This is a genomic window from Bacteroides reticulotermitis JCM 10512, from assembly GCF_000517545.1.
Taxonomy (GTDB): domain Bacteria; phylum Bacteroidota; class Bacteroidia; order Bacteroidales; family Bacteroidaceae; genus Bacteroides; species Bacteroides reticulotermitis.
This window is the reverse complement of record NZ_BAIV01000013.1, coordinates 1-20,214: the sequence shown is the minus strand read 5'-3', so window position 1 is coordinate 20,214 and position 20,214 is coordinate 1. Positions and strand designations below refer to the sequence as shown.

Sequence of the window (20,214 nt, the reverse complement as noted above, 5' to 3'; positions counted from 1 at the left end):
GGGACTCTTTCCCGGAAAAGCCTTTTTATCAGTTGGCGGGAAACAAAAGCATCAATGCCGGAATACCGGAAGCAGTATAACTGTCTACTACCGCATCAGCAGGCAGTGCCTTCTCGTATTCTCCCCCACAAATATTACGTGTCTTATCTCTGTTACTCCAGCCTACCTCGATGTTCCGCTTCAGGAAAGGCAAATATTGTGTCTGACCGCAGTCATATACCAACATGGCAACATACTGAGCAAAGATTGCCGTATAGATTCCTTGCTCAATGCCGCTTTCAAAAGGCAGCAGATTGTGCGCAGCCGACATCTCATTTACTGTATAATCTGTTCCTAGAATAGCATTATCCAAATAATGGCGTTCACCGGTCGCTTTATAAAGCAAAATAGAAGCACCTATAAAAGTTGCTTGGTTATAAACATGAGCTTTCCATGCCGGATTACCGTTCCCATGCCGACTATCGCTATTCGTCCGGTTTTCTTCTCCAACAAGTTCTCTACGCCCCATTCATAAATTTCTTTCCCTTTGGCCAGGTATTGCTCGCGTGTCTGGTAACCGGGTGATGTCTCGGTAGACGCTTTCCTCTTTTTCGGAACGTTGTTGTAAAGAGTCAGGGCGGCAACTGCTACCGGAAAGTTGATACAAGCCATCTTCCCATCGCCAAACTTATTCGGATTTGGGTTACGTATCGGTTGCCATTGCCAAAACATACCTCCATACTCCTTGTCATAAGAACCTGTATCACCTACTTTCTTCGAACCATACCACACACGGCTGAAACTTGCTTTCGACAACTTTAAGTACTCTTGCTCTCCAAACAATTCGTAAGCACGGGCAAGTGATATTGTCCACCACATGATATCGTCATAGATAAACCATCCGGTATTCTCATTGTTGTCATCAAAATCGAATCCGGCATATTGAGCCTTATTTCCGGCGAAAATCTTCTCGCAAAGTTCTTTGCAATACTCTCTTTTCTGTTTATCCTTCTGAGTCTTGGCCAGCTTATAAGCGTTCATTGCCATATCCCAATAAATCGGTTGGCACCAAATGGCTGCTGCTCCGTTGTGACGGTCGACAGCTTGTTGATAAGAAGAGTTCGTTTTATAAATATATTTCCCAACATCCAGAAAAGTGCGATTAAAACCATCATAGGCAGTCCATACATCGTTGTTTGTGTAACTAAAGGTTGACTGTACCGTTTTTTCAGAACCTTTCACCCCCCAGGCGGAAGTTGACAGGAGTAGTATTGACATGATTGCCAAATGTTTCTTGCTTTTCATTATAGTTGACCTAATTTTAAAAATTTACTTGTTACAAAGATTGCAGAAATAAACGAAAGCTGATGTTAATTCCTATTCAATAAAGAAAAAAAACAGACCAAATTATCTTTTTGAACCCTACTGAACAGAATGTGCTCCTGCTGTTACGAATTATAGTTACGACTCACATCCAGACGTATTTCCCCAGACAAGTATCTATTTACCCCTACCATCACAATCGTAGATAGCCATGAGAGGTGCGTCTAAATCTCAATTCGAGTATGGAAGCAGGCTTATATTACCATATGCTTATATAGAAAAAGTTGCGAAAAGAGATGAATCCATCCTTTGTAGAAGATGTATCTCTTTCCACAACTCCTTCGTATCTACTTAGAGCCTATAAAATAGTGATAGATTATCAGAAACGGGGAGCTGCTGACTCTAATGAGGGGGTACCTCCTTCTACACTGGGCCATCCTTTCTTCCAATGGATACGATCTAACATTAAGACACGCCCACCGGGATTGGCCACACTCACTGCATGATATAACATCCAGTCGCCTCCCTTCTTATCGGTTACAATTTCCGAGTTATGCCCGGTTCCAACAAATGCTTCATTCTTCTTAATCAGAACTTCGTGGTGGTTGTCAGACATTGACTGCCCCTGTTTATTCAAATAAGGCCCAAATAGTTTCTTCGAGCGTCCGACCACCGTCGTATAGGTACTCTTCAAGCCTTCACAACAACTTCCAATAGAGGCAAACAGGTAATAGTATCCTCCGCGCTTATGAATATAAGTTCCTTCGTAAGCCGTACCAACTACCTGAACCGGTGTTGCTCCCTCTTTCAATGAAAGTCCGTCCGATGTCAGCTCAACTCCATAAATGCCGCGGAAACTTCCCCAAAACAGGTATCTCTTACCACCATCTTCTATATAGAACGGATCAATGCTATTCTGTACTTTAATTTCATTGCTTCGAAACATTTTCCCCTGATCGGTGAAAGGCCCCTCCGGTTTATCGGCTGTGGCTACTCCGATACCACAAGTCCATTCGCCTCCCCAAACGGACATCGAGTAATAAAGGACATATTTATCACCAATCTTATTGATATCGGGTGCCCATAAACCTCCTTTGGGTTCAAAACTCGGACGGGTTTCCTTCGTAAAAGCAGTCCCTACAAAATCCCAATGAACTAAGTCTTTTGATCGATGAATAGGGAGATTTCTGATATCTTCGGTTGCGTACAGATAATAAAACCCATCATCTCCTTTGATGATGGAAGGATCGGGAAGGCTCTGGTCAATTACCGGATTGCGATATGAGTTTTTTAATAGGGTTTCTTTAGTAATGCCACTGGATTGAGCTAAGATAACTGTCGAACAACTAATCAACACTGCAAAAATAAAATGGGCGAGTCTCATGATTTGATTTATTTTATGTTTCTATCTTGCAAAGATGCGCAAATGCAGTTGAATGTACCCGCAATTGCCATTCAATTAATAATAATAACTGTTCATTCTACCAACAATTGGCTCCTTTATTAGTTTTTTATGTATTTCTTAGACTATCCTTTCATCCTTTTAAAAAGCAAAAATATAAAAGAAAGGAGTATTGCCGAGCACTCGCAAAACCCGGTGACTACTTTCCTTTGCAAGTAATAAAGCCTATTCGAAACACATTTGTCGGTCTGCTATATACATCTAGGGTTCCAAATAAAAATCACATACCGATTTATGAGCATATTCCATTCATCTTCCTCTCTTAGAAGTTGCTTTGTTTCTCGTCAATTTAGGTGCAAGCCTGTTTTCTCAAAAGAGATAATTTTCGAGGGTATTCGGATGTATTGATCACTCATTTGAAATCATACTTCCCTCCTCTCTACATACAAGAAAAAATATTTCATCTCTCATGCTCTCATTGTCTTCCACCTAACGGCTAACAAATCAATACTTTACACAATGAGAGATACTTTTAAAATACGGGATCTCTCATCATTTTCCCGCATTTTCACCCCTTTTTGGACGTATCTCTCATCATTTTTGAGGGATCTCTCATTCTTTTTAGCTGTATTCTGCCTTAGACAGGGCTTTATTTTCGCAGAGAGTTTGTGACAGTGTTTTAGCTTTCACAAATCTGTTGCCTTGCTACACAGTACATCTTAGCACTTGACTTGCTAGTATGCAATCTATAAGACAATCCACGAGACAAGCGAAAGCTAATTTATAAAAACGGTGAATGGCACATAATACGCTACTCGCCTTCTGCAAGATTACTATGCAAACCCCAAAAGGTGGATCACCTGCAAAACTATAGGAATTATGCCTATATCTTCGTTAATCCATACAATAATAAGAGGATATTCATTATTCCCCTTAACTGAAATCAACCTGAGATATAGGAAAATAGCCTGTATCTATAAACTAAGTAACCGATAAAACATGAAATTGAAGCGAGTAACAAAATGCAAACGACATCTCGTCATAGTCACTTTTTGCCGTAAACAGCTGATTGATAATTTGATATATTGCGTCCACTTTTCTCATACTGATATACTCAATAGATAATACCGATTTCCAAAGACTGAGTACTTAGCAAAAACGTCCCATTAAGTGTTAGAAAACAACTAGTTAAAGACATTTTTGTCCATTGTATTTCCTGTTCCACAGATGTGGAACGGCTGACTCACTATTGTGGAACAGCTGTTGCACATAATGTGGAACAGGCGTCGCACATAATGTGAAACAGGAAAAAGTAGGGAATAAATATAAACAAAGACTATTTAAATCCACGAATAGTTGCGCACAATACGGTTCATAAAAGGACTTATTTGATGAATTGAGAACTCGGTTTTTAAAGAAAATAAGCAATAACTATCGCTCATTAGAATAAAGTGATTGCAAAAAAGAAGGCGCATTGCAATTAACTGATCTACTGAATAATATGCGAAAAAGTGATTTAGTCATGAGCGTATTGTATCATTGTGCAAAGTGCTTCTGTCAAGCCCCGATGATGAAATTAGGAACACAGAATAGCTGTACTGTTTTCTGACTATTACACAAACCTTTATTCTTTCCGATCTATATGCTAAAAATGATAGTTGTATGGATTCCGTTTGAAGTGATAACGCGATCTCGGCACCGGTAACGGATCTTGCACCCGCAATTCCCAAGTCATTAACTCAGCCAATAATTCCATTTGTCTGGCAGCTTGTTTTTTATTGTTATATAGATTGTTGATCTCGGAAGGGTCAGCTTTTAGGTTATAGAGTTCGCCGCGACCGTAACTATCGAGCACCAACTTCCAGTCTCCTTGTCGAACCATACGCAGCATTCCACTTTGCGTCCAAGTGTTCAGCTCATCAAAGTGAGCGATTTTATTCGGAGTCAATGCGCCTTCTTCAGAAAAAGTCAACGTTTCATCCCGAGTAAAGTCTTCGCCACCAAACCCTTGCTGTACCATTATACTCGAGAACTCTTTCCGCGGATAAGGTTTCCCTGTCAACATGGGCCATAGGCTGCGCCCTTGCACACCTAAAGGTATGTCAGCACCAATGGCTGTGCAAAGAGTCGGGAAAATATCGGCTATCGACACATGCGCATCCATAGCACCTGTATGCGGTTGAACTCCTCCTCCCGCCCAGATCATTGGAATACGAGTTAGACACTCAGCCACTCCTGCCCCTTTGCGAATCAAACCATATTCTCCACAATAATCTCCATGATCTGATAGAATCACAAAAATTGTATTCTCATAGCGCCCGGAAGCTTGCAATTCCCTTACCAAACGCTTCATTTGATCATCTATCAAACGAATCATTCCTAAGTAATTTCCACGTAAGCGGGGAAGTTCTTCCTGAAGATTAGGACAAGATTGATCTTCCAATTCGGCCAATATCTCATACTTCTTTCCTTTCTTATGCAAATCTTTCCGGCTAGTCAGAGTGGCAGGTAGTTTATCTGGGGAGAACATCGAGAAGTATGGTTCCGAAACCTGATACGGATTGTGAGGTTCGGGCATCGAGATCCACATAAAGAAAGCGGAATCCTTCTGTTGCTTGGCCCAAGACAAAGCCTTATTGACAATCTGCACCGGGTTCTGCTCCTCAGCTGTGAAAGGAGCTGCCTCCAAATACTGTCCGCGAGCCTCATCGTTCAGGAAAGAGGCAAAATCCTTATCTTGCTTCGTATCACGCCGATTTCTTCCCCAATGGGAATATTCGTCGTAATAGTCGAAATCGTTCTCCTTGACATGTGCATGGTTCTTACCCACCAAAGCCGTTTTATATCCTTGTTCCTTAAACACTTCTAACATATCTTTCGTGTAATAGATATCTTTCATATTGTGATTTGTACGCACATGGGTGGCCGAAGGATAGCGGCCGGTAAACATGGAACAGCGAGCCGGCGTACTGGCGGGGGCAACCGTATACGCCTTGTCGAACCAGACATTGTGCAACGCCAGCGAATCGGCAAAAGGAGTAACAGCCATTGGGAAACCTTCGCGACCGCAGAGATCGGCCCGCTGCTGATCGGTCATGATGATGATTACATTCGGCTTACTCGTTTGAGCCGATACGGAAACAACACCCAGTGCACCGGATAGTGCCGATAAGGATAAATATATATTTTTGTTCATACGATGATGTTTTGTAAAAAGCTTAATCTTTTTCTTGATAACTATAAATGGAGCAGAAAAGAGCCTATCACTTCTGTCCGGGATACGGTTCAACCATACAACGTTTTGCCCAGTTCTCATAGGCCTTCACCATTTCTGAACCCTTTTCCGGGTACTGTTCAGCCAGATTGTGACACTCGCTCCGATCTTCTGCCAAATTATAGAGTTCCCAAGGAGCACGCTCGCCCGGACGGACCAATTTCCAACCATCTTTCGAGAGAAAAGCCCGCTCATTGAAATGCTCAAAGCCCAAGTAATTGTGGCCTTGTCGGTTGCCGGTTTTAAAATCGGAACCAGACTCTCACCCTCCAAAGGAATGATAGTATGCCCTTTATAAGTTTGCGGATACCGAGCTTCAGCCAGATCGACGCACGTTGCCATGATATCCATCACATGGCCTATCTCAGATGTCGTTTTACCCAGATTCTTCTTTATTCCTCTCGGCCAATGTGCAATCATAGGTGTACAAATACCTCCTTCATACGCCTTTGCTTTCCAAAAGCGAAAAGGGGTATTGGCTACATTTGCCCAACGGGCTCCTATGGAAGCATACGTTGTTTGAGACCCCGGAAGTACTTTCTTCTGCCGAAGATAGACGATCTTTTCACCCGAACGGGTCATGTCGGGACGATCGTTTTCACCCGGCGAGTAGTTTTGGCAATCCTCGTTGCTGCAGCCGTTATCCGATAGAAAAAGAATCAGCGTATTGTCCAATTGCCCATTGCGCTCTAAAGCAGCGATAACCTGTCCAATTCCCTGATCCATACGATCGATCATAGCCGCATGAACAGCCATCGCGCGAGCATCCCATTCCGCATCGGGATTCTCCTCCCATTTATCCTGAAACTGGCGATCCGAGAGATAATTACGCATACCGGGGAATATCCCCAATTGTTGCTGGCGTTTATAACGAGCTTCCCGAATTGCCTCCCAACCAATTTGATAGGTATCTTTATATTTTTCAATATCCTCAGGTAATGCCTGAAGGGGCCAATGAGGAGCGGTATATGCCAGATACATAAAGAATGGCTTACTCCTTTGAGCATATTCATTTACCTCTTTAACCGCTCGATCAGAGAGTGCCTGGGTGATATAATAACCCTTGGGAACTTCTTTGACAGGTACTTCACCTTCGACGAGACTAAATGGATCGAAGTAATCTACTACACCGTAAATCGTTCCGTAATGGGAATCGAAGCCACGATTGACAGGGTAATTACAAAGGTCGGAATAGGTTTCATGAGACACATGATGCGCCAACCACTCCCGCTGATCTTCACGCAAAGGGGTTTCAGCGACATGCCATTTGCCAATCATACTGGTGATGTAGCCACTTTCTTTTAAGACCTCGGCTATGGTCACGGCATCGCGAGAAAGTGTACCGCGATAGCCAGGCAGATGTTCGTCGAAGGTCATGCGTCCGATACCGGCTTGGTGCTGATAAAGCCCGGTCAGTAACGAAGCACGGGTTGGGCAACTGCGCCCGGCGTTGTAGAAATGATTGAAACGAACCCCGTGTTGAGCAAGTTTGTCTAAGTTCGGTGTGTGTATCTCACTCCCGTAACAACCTAGGTCCGAATACCCTAAATCATCAGCTAGAATTACAAGTATATTAGGCCGTTTATCGGTCGTTCGATCCTTCCTACTCATTGCGGAAGTACCTGTAGCGATCAAAGCCGCCGGAAAAAGAAGAAGCTTTGAGTTCATGAATATTAGATTTTAATAGTAGATCCTTACCTCACAAAAATCTGGAAAATAGTCGACACCGAATAAAAGTGTCTATTCAATAAATAACAAAAACTGACCATTAGCCTTTTAATAGCACACAAACGACATAAATAAGGCGAAATATTGCTTTTTATTGACCAGTAAATTTCAATTCTTCACCCCCGTTAGCCCTTTCTTTGCAGCAGACTTTTATAAGCTTTTATTCATTATATAAACATTACCATGAAAAAGAACTTTCTGACAATGCTATTTGCATTAGCCCTATGCAGTCCGTTACTCGCTCAATGGAGCCCAGCCGGTGACAAAATAAAGACTTCGTGGGCCGACCAATTGAATCCTAAGAATGTATTACCCGAATACCCGCGTCCAATCATGGAACGTAGCGAATGGAAAAACCTAAACGGAAGTTGGAAGTATGCCATTACTCCGAAAGGCACATTTGCTCCTGCTAGCTATCAGGGGGAAATATTAGTTCCGTTTGCCATTGAGTCGGGCTTGTCCGGAGTCGGCAAAACTGTGAGCGAACAGCAAGAGTTATGGTATCAACGCACCTTTGATATTCCATCCGGTTGGCACAATAAAGAAATCCTGTTGTATTTCGGTGCGGTCGACTGGAAAGCCGATGTCTGGGTAAACGACATCAAAGTAGGCGAACATACAGGTGGGTTCACCCCATTCTCGTTCAACATTACTTCGGTTTTAAACAAAAAAGGAAACAATCAGGTTGTCGTAAAAGTATGGGACCCTGCCGACCGGGGAGAGCAGCCGAGAGGAAAGCAAGTGGAAAGGCCCGGAGGTATCTGGTATACGCCCGTCACAGGTATTTGGCAAACAGTCTGGTTGGAACCAGTAATGACTCAGCATATCGCTCACCTTAAAACGACTCCCGACATTGACAAGAAAACAATTAAAGTAGAAGTCACAACAGCAAACACGAACTCGACAGATAAGATCGAAGTGAGACTCTTCGACGGGAAAACACAGGTTGCCAAGGGAGCAGCACTCAATGGAGTGGCTGTTGATCTGGGTATGCCGGCAGATGCCAAGCTATGGTCGCCGGAATCTCCCTTTCTCTACAACATGGAGGTTACTCTCTACAAAGATGGTAAGCAAGTCGATCAAGTGAAAAGCTATACAGCGCTTCGCAAGTTCTCAACGCATAAAGACAAAAATGGCATCACTCGCCTGCAACTAAACAACCAAGATTACTTTCAATTCGGCCCTCTTGATCAAGGTTGGTGGCCCGACGGTCTATACACTGCTCCTACCGATGAAGCATTAGTATATGACTTGAAGAAGATCAAAGATTTCGGTTACAATATGGTACGCAAGCATGTGAAAGTTGAGCCGGCACGTTGGTATACTTATTGTGATCAGCTCGGATTGATTGTTTGGCAAGATATGCCAAACGGAGGACGCGGACCGGCCGAATGGCAAGGTGGGAAATACTATGACGGTGCAGATGCAATCCGATCGGCTGCTTCGGAAGCCAATTACCGCAAAGAGTGGAAAGAAATTATCGATTTCCTTTATTCTTACCCGAGCATTGGCGTGTGGGTCCCTTTCAACGAGTCATGGGGACAGTTCAAAACTCCGGAGATCACCGCTTGGACAAAGGAGTACGACCCGAGCCGTCTGGTGAATCCGGCTAGTGGCGGCAATCATTATACTTGTGGTGATATCTTAGACTTACACAACTATCCGGGACCAAACCTTTACCTTTATGATCCTGTACGCGCCACAGTACTCGGCGAATACGGAGGAATCGGTATGGCGCTAAAAGATCATTTATGGATGCCGGACAAGAACTGGGGGTATGTAAAGTTCAATACACCGGAAGAAGTGACCGCCGAATATATAAAATACGCAGAACATCTATTGGAGTTAATCGAAAAAGGGTTTTCAGCCGCCGTTTATACGCAAATTACGGATGTAGAAGAGGAAGTGAATGGCTTGCTTACATACGACCGGAAAGTAATCAAAGTAGATGAAGCGAAAATTAAAGCAATCAATCAAAAGGTCTGCCATTCTTTGAATAGATAAGAAACTCTTTTCCTTGTTGAATCTCGACAGACAGTGCTCTTTTTTCCATGGGGAGCGCTGTTTGTCTTTTTGTTTTCCACTGCCCTTTTTACCCAACATGCATCCAATTCTCGCCGGTTAGGTTACCTTTCAGGAGATAAGATAATGCAGGTAAAGTCACTCTTCGCTCGACTTGGTTTAAATGCCCTGGGCATTGGTCTCAAATGGGCTGGGCATTCCACTCGAATGCCCAGGGCGTTTCATGTCATTGCCCAGGGCTTTTGAATCGAGTAGCGGGGCACTCCCATGTTGTCTGAGTTCCTTTCCAAATAGACAGTGTTATACTTCCAGAGAATCAGGGGTATTTCATTCAAACAACCGCTTTATTTTATTCAAAATAGAACTTACTCTGAAAAAAAATTAGGAGAAACAGCTCTCGAATCTCTCTTCTGAATGCTGTTTTTCACACCCTCCACCCCTCAGTATTACAAGCAATCTTGCTTTCACAAACAAGAAAATGAAATAATCTCCTCGGAGACGCTGGGCAAAAACAGCCCCAAAAACGAAGTTCCGATTTTGTCTTTCAGGTTTCAGCTTTCACATTAATCGACTAGTACATAAAAGGTTAAGGCTGAAGCCGGGCTTTTTACCTTCAGCCCGGGCTTCAGCCTCATCTCACTGAGCAACAACTACTTGCACAAGAAACTGAAGGCTGAAAGCAAAAAACAAACCTTTGTATAGAGGGCTGTACCGCAATACCAAAGGCTTGTCTATCTCCCACCTCGTGCTACCTGAATTCCTTCAGAAGGAATAGCACAAGAATGCGAGTTCTCTCACTTGACTACTACAGGCTTGATGGCTTCACCACTGATGCTGATTGTGCCATTCTCCGAGAAATTGAAGTCATTGATATAAGAGGTACGCGGTCCCACACTGGTGGTGCTGCCATGCGCATGATAAATGTATTTATAACTTCCGTCTGCACAAATGAACGGCGCCCCATGCCCGGTACCGACTAGTCCGGAAGCAGCAGGTTTGTCTCTTCGCAGAATCGGATTACCCGTATATTTCTTCCATGGACCTTTAGGTGAACTTGACGTGGCATATCCCACAGCATAGTCCTGACTCTCATAGTGGTTGGCCGAATAGATCAGGTAGTACGTGCTTCCTCTTTTAAGTAAGGAAGGACCCTCGGCAATGGTTCCTTGTATTTTTTCCCAAGGGCTTTCCACGCTGATACATTTGGTCAACGTTTCGGTTTTAATGCTTTGTAAATCATCATTCATTTCGGCCACCCATATAACGTTTCCACTCGTGAAGCGTACATAGTAGAGGTAAGCTGTTCCGTCATCATCTATAAAGAGCGAGGTGTCGATGCCTTTCTCATTCTCAACGATAGGCTTCTTTATGCTCTGAACAAAAGGGCCTTCGGGGCTTATTGCGGTAGCTACGCAGATATGCTCGTCAACAGAATAGAACATATAAAACAGATTCTTTGATTTTACATAGTACACTTCTGGAGCCCAATACCATCTTGTACCCCAAGAGTTTTCGGGCGATAAAGCCTTTATGTCATTCCGCTTCCACTGCTTCAGGTCTTTGGAGATATACACTTCGAAACCGTTGACACGAGTACCATAAGCATAATATTTACCCCCATGATACAACACAAAGGGATCGGCAATCGGCAATGTATAATCTACTATTACACTAGGATCTATCGCATCTTCTTTGGCTGGTTTCCCTGTGATAGTTGTCTTTTCAGACCGTTTCCCGCGGTTATCAATGGCTACAACATCGATCCGGTAGATTTCGTAGGTCGGCAGTTTGAGTAGGTAGGTCATGCTTCCCGCTCCGTTCGTGCGTGCATAGAGGGTTGTGGGAGTACTATTTTCAACCTCCGACACGTAGGTGATCTCCACGGCTGCCGTACCGGATGGGTTCTTCCATCCTAACTGTAATTCATTGGCCTTGGCAGTCTCTCTGGCCGTAAGGTTAGTGACCGGTTCTGCGATCGTAGGTACCGGCTCTCCCTTATCCGGTTCTTCGCCGGTTGGCAATGAGTCGTCGCTTCCTCCGCATGCCATCAGGCAAACAACGCCTGCAACGAAGCCTATTCTCTGAATCATTTGTATCATTTTTCTTTTCATCTGTCTTCTTTTAAAATTACAAGAGAGTGCTCCGGAATGGGCACTCTCCTGAGTTTTGTTATGATCTAATTGTCAAAAAGCTCAATTGTATAATCCCCCTATAAAAAAGGGTAAGACTTTATTTTAGAGTATTTCAGACTTAGAGCGAAATTTCCATTACCACTCGATCTGCTGGTCTTCATCCGGGATCAATGTATTGATCTTACGCTCCATAGATAACGAGCCTTCTACTTCGTAATTGATCTTCTGTCCGGGGATCTGCGTAATGTCCTTGAAAGTGTAGTGCAGATTGAGACTGATAAAGATCTTCTTCAGGTAGACCTTCAATGGGTCCATGCTCTCACTCATAGAGTAGCTCTGTACCCACTCCTTGCCGTCAGCATCCTTCGTATTAAAACTGATATTAGGGTTGTCCGTCCATATCTCAAGTTTCTTAGTCTGTAAATCGACAATTTCGTCTGTGAAGCGGATGAATATTTTGTATTGCTTGCGGTCGAGGAAGTCAATGTCTCTTGTTCCTGCATAGACGAAGATAGTATGGTCGTCTACCACAAATGCCCGCTGTGATGTCACAGTTAACGGTTTCGCTTTGTCACCTTCAAGATAACATTTGTACTGACTCGCATCGTACGTACCCGAATAGTCGTTAAACGGAAGTAGGCGCAGCATCGCTCTTCGGTAATATTTGCGGGGATTAGCCTGATAGCCATAAGACGGGTCTTCCAATATCTGCAACGGTAACACCCATTTGTCCGATTGATCCAGCGTTTCGTCTAGCGTGAACTCGATGGGGAATACTGTCACGGATTCTCCTGCTCGCATTTCAGCAGTTTCCGGCATATTATAGTATTGCTCGGACAGTTGCCGGAAATAGAGTTCCTCCCGATGTCCATACTGTTCCTTATTCAGTATAGCCAAAGTATCGGGGTCTAGACCGACATGAATGATACGGTTCTGCTTATTTACAGTCGACCCGCTCATCAGGATCGGCAGGTCATACTTGACGACTCCACCGGGTCTGAAACGAACATAAGTCGTTGTCACTCCTTGATCATTTACATTCGCTTTGAAAGACGCCTGCTGCAAATACTGTTCGTCTTCCCACTCATTGTTGCAGGCTGTAAGGCCTATTGCGGCCACCAAGCCTAAAAATAAATAGTGTATATTCTTCATTTTTCGGTTTCTAAAGGGTTATTCAGGGTTTGTCCATCCCGGGTTCTGAACCAGATTTTCGTTATGCTTCAACTCGCTATGGTTGATTGGCCACAACCACATCTTGTTGGCAAAGATTGTAGGCAATGTAGTAGTCATCGACGGAATATGGAACTGGTCTTTCATTGCTTCGGAAGCTAACATATTACATCCGTATACCGGAACAGCCTCTTCCACCGGAGCATCCATCCAACGACGAAGATCAAAGTAACGATGTCCTTCGGCAAAGAACTCGATCTGCCATTCGCGCTTCACCTTGATACGGAATTGATCTTGATTGCTGTACACGTCCATGCTATAATCGGGCACTCCGGCACGGCAACGAATCGGGCGGATGCCTTTCTTCATCTCGTTGGCATCACGACTGACAGTATGTGTTTTGCTTCCATCCCATGAAGGTATTTCATAGGTTCCCGTTAACTCATTCAAAGCTTCTGCGTAGATTAGCAGAATCTCTGCATAGCGAATGGCCGGATCAACCTTTTTTTCTATGCGGCTCTGGTCATAAGACGTTTTCTCCGTGTTACTAATGTCATCCGGATGCACATACTTCTTCACCCCAATACCGGTTTGCAGGCTATAACCACTTGTATATCCGTTGTTGTATCCCTTATATCCACCCCGATAATAGAATATCGGAATGTTTTTAGCCTCACTTGCGTCCAGTGATGCATTCAGCAAATGCCATGTACTTCCGTTATAAGCTACCGAGGCGTAGAAACGTGGTTCGCGTTGTACGTATTGCTTGGATACATCCGTACCGATAGGTCCAAGTTCCGGATATTGGGCAAGCTCAGTAGCCGTCACATATCCGGCGGGTCTTGGTTCTGTATTGTAGCGTCCTTCATATCCGGCATAGCCCTGATACATGCTATTCATACCCGGACAGTCCGTACCATCGTTCATGTAATACGCATCACATTGCTTTTGTGTCATACCATGCGAGCCGTATCCTCCTCCACCGCTGCGGGGTAATTGATGAAGCACCATAACACCTACCCCTTCGCTACCTTGATTTGTACCGCGGGTAAAAATCAATTCTTCGTTGTTACTGGCAATGATCGAGCCATCGAACAACTCACGATATGATTGGAACGGGTCTATGTTTCTCCAACCATTCGGCCAATCCTGCTCAGAGAAATCGTTGTCAACCGGTGGCGTAATTGTATGGGGGTAAGCCACATCACCTATATTAGCATTATAATTGGCTACATGCAAATGATATTCACCTAGATCCATTACATCTTTAGCAGCCGCAGCAGCTTTTGCCCATTTCGACTCGTCATAAGTAGCCGGTAACAGACGTTTTCCATCTTTGTTGACCAAAGCCGAGGCAACCATTTCGGGCGCCTTACCGTTAAACAACGGACTGGCTGCATACAAAAGTACTTTGGCACGCAGGGCAAGCGCAGCTCCCTTCGTGGGACGGTTGATATCCTGTACCGCACGTTGATAGCTAGATGGCAAGGCATTAGCTGCCATCAACAATTCACCGGTGATATATTCCACACATTCATCGTATGAGCCACGTGGATATGCTATCTCAGCGTATTCTTTGGTATAGTCGATCCCTTCGTTCGGAATTAGAGGTATCGGACCGTATGCACGAAGCATCAACCAATAGAAATAAGCTCTCAAGAAATGTGCCTGACCTTTAAAGTCGGTTATTTCTTCCGGTGTGAACTCCTTGTTCATATCGATGTAGTTCAGAAAGACAGACACTTGGCGAATACCTTTATACGCATTCTGCCAGATGCCCTGACTTGAACCGTATACTCCGTTTTCATTGTATTGACCACTTTTCCACTTTCTGTAACCATCGGCGCCACCATCTTCCCAATAATACATATCATCTGCAAAATTGAAAGGTACAAATTTTTTGCTACTTACATCCTGCAAGTAACCGTTGGACAGAAAGGCATAGCCTCGCGCCAACCACTCATTGGTGTAATCTTTGTTACTGAATACATCCTCTATGGACATGCGCTCATCAAAAATATAGTCTGAGTCCAAATAGTCAGAGCACCCTGTCAAGGAAACAAGTCCTGCTGCAAAGGATAAAATCGCTATTATCTTTTTCATATGTGTATTTCTTTTTATAAATTAACAGACACACCCAAGGATAGGGTTTTGGTAAGCGGATATGTCTTTCCGGTCGAGCTTCCCATTTCCGGGTCCCAAAGTTTAAACTTGGAGAAAGTTAACAGGTTGGTACCGGTAAAGAAAAAGCGTACTGTATTCATATGGGCCTTGCGAACCAAAGATTTCGGGAGTGAATAACCAACATCCAACGTTTTTAGACGGAGATAAGCTCCATCTCTAAGCCAGAAGGTAGAAGCACGGTTATTGTTACTGTTATTCCCATAAGTCAACCGGGGGTAATCGGCATTCGGATCTTCATTTACACCTAGAATCCATCGGTTGCCTTCCGCCATTTCTTGCATAATATTTCCCCAGTCACCTGATGAGAACATATAAACCGTAGAGCCATTTATAAAATAAGATGATTTGCCGACTCCTTGGAAGTGTACGTTCACGTCCAATCCTTTCCATTGGGCAGATATACCGAAACCATACGTAAAGTTAGGTTTCGTAGTAGCTCCAATAGCCACCCTGTCATTATCATCGATCACGCCATCTCCATTAATATCTTTATACTTAATATCCCCCGGCATTAGTTCTCCGAATTGTGACGGCCAGTTACGAATCTCTTCATAATCTTTGAATAAGCCCAACGCTACCAATCCCATAGCTTGATTCACACGATGACCTGCTTGCTTCTTATACCAGTAGATACTATTTTCTTCATCGCGTTCCACAATTTCGTTTTTACCATAAGTCACGTTGCCTCGTATCGTCAGATTTACCTTATCAAGCTTATGCTTAAACGAGAAACGACCATCAAATCCCTCAGTTTTCACGATACCCACATTAGCAGATGGAGTGCTTTCCAAACCTGTGATCCAAGGTAGATAGTCACGCCCCAAATAGATACCTTCTCTTTTTTCCTTATAATAATCAACTTCACCGGTCAGTTTATCGTCGAAAAGTGAAAAATCAATACCCAAATCCTGCTTGGTGGAAATCTCCCAAGAGACATTGGCTGAAGCTACATTAGAATAGCGCATACCACCATAGTATCTGTCGTAGCCAGGGTCCGCAAATTGGTAGCCTCCCGTGGGTTTAGGCGTAGTCTCATCCGTCATCATTGTTTCGATGGTATATAGGTAAGGGAAACGGATGTCTCCTAAATTGTCATTACCTGTTTTCCCCCAGGAATAGCGGATCTTAAACATATTGACCCATTTCAGATTATTCTTGATGAAAGATTCTTCCGCTACGTTCCATGCTCCGGATACGGCAGGAAAAAAGCCAAAACGGTTGTCTCTGTGAAAGTTCTCCGAACCGGTATATCCAAAATTGAAGTCAATAAAATAGCGATACATCCAATTATAGTTAACACGTCCTGCCAAACCTTGATTACGACGAGCAACGCCATTTTTCAGGTCTGTACCGATACCCTGATTGAATACTTTCGACGATTGTGTATATTTTATCACAGCTCCGGTATGATGATCTTTAAAACCACGATTATAGTGCATTTCCCATTCGAAAAACTCGTTTCTCAATCCATTCGAGCCAGATGATTGCGTCATTTTTTGTTCCTCCTTGGCACGGTCAAAGTTCAATGTTCCATCAGACTCACGATAGCTACGGGCAGTCCACATCTCCGGCCATTTCACGCGTTTAATCCAGTTTGAGTTCTCCGTATCATATCCGAATCTGCCGATAAACTTAAGCCCTTTGGTTATAAAATCCAGTTTTTGCTCGAGTGTAACATTGGTCTGGATATTGTTTTGCCAGCTTTCGTTGTAACCAGTTTGCGTGGCCTGAGTATAGGGGTTAAAACGATCGATATCGTTATCATTATTATCATCATTATCCTTGTTAGCTGGTATATATCCATTCGAATACTCTATTGGCATCAAAATGGGATTAATTCCCATAAGTGCTGTCCAAATAGCATTTGTACCAACTCCGGGGTCATTTTGCTTCCGCAACGAACCGGAAACACCAACTTGCAAAAGGGTTGATTGGGTAATATCGATATCTACATTCATACGATAAGTCCATTTCTGGAAATTGGCATTGGTATTATAATCTTTTAATGACTTATCTGTTTTGTATATACCTTGTTGATTTTGGTAGCTACCTCCTACGTAGTAACGCGCAGTTTTACCTCCTCCGGTCATATTCAATGAAGCCCGAGAACTCTGAGAAGTTTTGCGTAACATTAAATCCATCCAATCTACATCGGGATATATATCGGGATCAAGCCCCAAGCGGAAAACGTCCAGTTCCTCTTGCTGATAGAGTGGCTCCTGATTACGGGCTATTTTTGCCTCATTTGCCATAGATGCGTACGTATATCCATTCGCAAAATCGGGGAGTTTAGTAGGCATACTGTAAAAGCCTTCGATCTTGGCGTTAATGTTTATTTTGCCCTCTTTACCTCTGCGAGTATTGATCAAAATAACCCCATTGGCACCTTTGCTACCATAAATAGCAGTAGCAGACGCATCTTTCAATACACTAAAAGATTCTACGTCCTCTACGTTTACTTCATTTAGGTCGCGCTCAAAACCATCAACCAAAACCAAAGCCGAACTGTTGGCTCCAAAAGTAGAAATACTGCGTATCCAGAATTCGGATACCGTACCCGGACGTCCATTGCTCTGCATCGCCTGAATGCCGGGTACAACACCAGCCAAAGCATCTGCCATGGATGAACTAGGTGTACTCTTCAACTCCTCGACATCTACATTGGTAATTGCACCTGTTACGGCTATTTTCCTTTGCACACCGGTACCTGTAATTACGACTTCGTCAAGACTTGTAGCCTCAGATTCTTTCATAACAACGTTGACCACCCGCTGTTCTTTTACCAAAACTTCCAGTTTATCATATCCAATAGAAGTGAAAATCAGCTTATGGTAAGGTGGCATTTTAAGCATATATTTTCCATATATATCCGTAATAGCTCCCAAGCCCGGCATATCTGCAATAGACACATTCACACCAATAATGGGCTCTTTATTTGTGTCAGTCACAATACCTGTTACTACGATATTCTCTTGGGCAAGAACGCAGACAGAGAATCCCAGTAATAACAAACATGTTGATAAAAATTTTCTAATCATATTATGTGTGTTTATCATTAATTATTCTTCATAAGCAATTTTACGGATGCGGTGATTATTGGAATCTCCCACCAAAAGCCATCCTCTCACTTCATCATACACGATGCTTGCCGGATAATTAAAACGAGCTTGTGTACGCAAATCGCCGTCATTAAAACCTTTCGCGCCATCACCATTCGGACGTCCGGCATATACGGTAACTTTTCCCGCCGGTGTCATGACTCGAACACATTGATTCTGTTTGTCTACGAAATAGAAGTCATACTCATCCGCCTGTCCTGCATAGTCGGGATTTGGGGCGAAGCATCCCTGCTGCGGCTGGTTCATCCGAACCATACTACCCACTCCGTCTACGCAACCAGTTTCACCATCTTTTCCAGATGCCAGGTAAGGAGTACCAAATGTTTTTGTCTCCCAGTTATAATCAGCCCGATAGATGACGTGCCGGTTTCTCACCATGATATACATATAGTTTCCTGTCGGATGGATTGCTACAAACAATTCGATACTCGCACGATACATTTGTATCTTACTGGGTTCGTTCTCTCCTGTTACCGGATCATATCTGCCTATCCATCCTTTATCATACCTGGATGTATAGATTTCTCCATTGACAGGATGAGGAATCGCCGCTCTGCACCCACGGGCAGTCATGGCTTTTGTTTGTGCTGTAAAATTAGATTCGGGTGAAAAGAAAAATAGAGCATTGGTCGTCTCATTGGCTATATCCCGAACAACAATTAACTGACCATCGTTTGTGAAACTCAAAATATTAGCATTTCCAGAAGCTCCCCCACTAAAAGAGATCGTCCCCAATGTTTCTTCATCAAAATCAACTATTCGATGCGATTTCGCTCCACCACAAACGTACAATCGATTTTTGTTGTTGGGATCAAAAACCATCCATTCCATTTTTTCTAGTCCACCACAATCGGTCCATGGACCATTCTTCACATCAAAATTTGAATTTTCGTCTGTTATTTCCGGCTTTGTTACTCCTAGAAGAGTTGTTACTAACATCTTTTTCTTATAGACAAATTTCTCCTCTGCTTCTGTATAAGCAACTTCTTCTCCTTCATCTCCAACAATGCTCACTTCAATTCCTCCATCATAAGCTCTTGCCGGAACAAAACAATATAAACTTTGATTCTTAATTCCAATTACATTTGCCTTTTGCCCGCCAATGGTTACTCTGATCTTAGAAATATCATTTCCAAAATTATCTCCATACACCACTAAACGGCTACCTAATCCACCTTCTTTAGGTGTAAAGTCTGTTATAACAATCGGTTTGCTTGGATCGAAAGCAGGTTCCGCCTGCCCGTCATCATCTTTGCAGCTTGCAAAGCACAGGGTGACCAATGCGAACAATATCCATTGGATACGCCATCCATCACTTCTTGTTTTTAATTTCATAATACATGGATTTTAAAAGATTAATTAATATGCTTTATTTTTTAGTTATTAAACACGGGTATCAAATCTGAATTGGATGGTATACAGTTCTTGATGTATGGCCATGCGTCATCTGTCCATTGTACACGATCCAGCATTCCCAGGCGGCCTCCGACTTCATTGCCTGTTTTCAGATAGCTATGATAAATCATCCAATCCGTACCTTGATCATCCTGGATAATAGTCGAGTTATGCCCGGGGCCTATCCATTTCTGCATATTGCCTTCCAGAACTAATTCCCAACTATTATCAAGCATTCCTTTTCCTTTCTTGTCAACGTACGGGCCAAGTAGATCGGTAGAACGTCCCACTACGACTTTATAACTGCTGTTAACGCCGTTGCAGCAACTGCCAATGGAAGCGAACAAATAGTAGTAGCCATTCTTCTTATAAATATTGGTACCCTCGAAAGCGTTACCACAGATTTTCTTCTTCAAGGTAGGGAGTCCACTCTCATTTCGTTTGACGCTCAGTCCGTCATCGGTGAGTTCCGTCACATAGATTCCC

Annotated in this window: 9 protein-coding genes and 2 pseudogenes; 1 reads left to right on the top strand and 10 read right to left on the bottom strand. The window is 43.3% G+C overall.

The genetic code is table 11. The features are described from left to right. Positions 1-28 precede the first annotated feature (28 nt). The 4 genes and pseudogenes from JCM10512_RS09170 to JCM10512_RS09155 all read right to left on the bottom strand — a co-directional run bounded on the left by JCM10512_RS09170 (position 29) and on the right by JCM10512_RS09155 (position 7,646). Positions 29-1,284: pseudogene (locus tag JCM10512_RS09170) on the bottom strand (glycoside hydrolase family 76 protein). Between the two features lie 397 nt (positions 1,285-1,681). Beyond that, positions 1,682-2,686 (bottom strand): family 43 glycosylhydrolase, encoded by a 1,005-nt coding sequence (locus JCM10512_RS09165; RefSeq protein ID WP_081741265.1) that lies wholly within the window; start codon positions 2,684-2,686, stop codon positions 1,682-1,684. Positions 2,687-4,349: 1,663 nt separating this feature from the next. After that, entirely contained in the window at positions 4,350-5,900 is a 1,551-nt protein-coding gene (locus JCM10512_RS09160) for a sulfatase family protein (protein ID WP_044162421.1), read from the bottom strand. 67 nt (positions 5,901-5,967) lie between these two features. Beyond that, positions 5,968-7,646 (bottom strand): annotated as a pseudogene (locus JCM10512_RS09155) (arylsulfatase). Between the two features lie 243 nt (positions 7,647-7,889). Between JCM10512_RS09155 and JCM10512_RS09150 the strand changes: the two are divergent. Further along, positions 7,890-9,710 (top strand): glycoside hydrolase family 2 protein, encoded by a 1,821-nt coding sequence (locus JCM10512_RS09150; RefSeq protein ID WP_044162419.1) that lies wholly within the window; start codon positions 7,890-7,892, stop codon positions 9,708-9,710. Between the two features lie 812 nt (positions 9,711-10,522). On the opposite strand, the gene JCM10512_RS09145 is transcribed toward JCM10512_RS09150, so the two are convergent. From JCM10512_RS09145 to JCM10512_RS09120, 6 genes are all read right to left on the bottom strand, one after another. Further along, a complete protein-coding gene (locus tag JCM10512_RS09145; RefSeq protein WP_044162529.1) occupies positions 10,523-11,440 on the bottom strand; it encodes a glycoside hydrolase family 43 protein in 918 nt (305 codons plus the stop codon). 555 nt (positions 11,441-11,995) lie between these two features. Then, positions 11,996-13,012: a DUF4973 domain-containing protein gene (locus JCM10512_RS09140; RefSeq protein ID WP_044162416.1), complete on the bottom strand. Its 1,017-nt coding sequence runs from the start codon at positions 13,010-13,012 to the stop codon at positions 11,996-11,998. Positions 13,013-13,030: 18 nt separating this feature from the next. Next, positions 13,031-15,133, bottom strand: coding sequence for a RagB/SusD family nutrient uptake outer membrane protein (locus JCM10512_RS09135; RefSeq protein WP_044162414.1), 2,103 nt, complete (start codon positions 15,131-15,133; stop codon positions 13,031-13,033). A 14-nt stretch (positions 15,134-15,147) separates the two neighbouring features. After that, complete coding sequence (locus tag JCM10512_RS09130; RefSeq protein ID WP_044162412.1) at positions 15,148-18,252, bottom strand: SusC/RagA family TonB-linked outer membrane protein; 3,105 nt, start codon at positions 18,250-18,252, stop codon at positions 15,148-15,150. A 21-nt stretch (positions 18,253-18,273) separates the two neighbouring features. After that, the gene (locus JCM10512_RS09125) at positions 18,274-19,668 is read right to left on the bottom strand and encodes an IPT/TIG domain-containing protein (RefSeq protein ID WP_044162408.1); all 1,395 of its coding nucleotides are present in this window, start codon (positions 19,666-19,668) and stop codon (positions 18,274-18,276) included. Between the two features lie 41 nt (positions 19,669-19,709). After that, positions 19,710-20,214 (bottom strand): family 43 glycosylhydrolase (locus JCM10512_RS09120; RefSeq protein ID WP_044162407.1); only part of this gene is annotated, 505 nt, incomplete at its 5' end.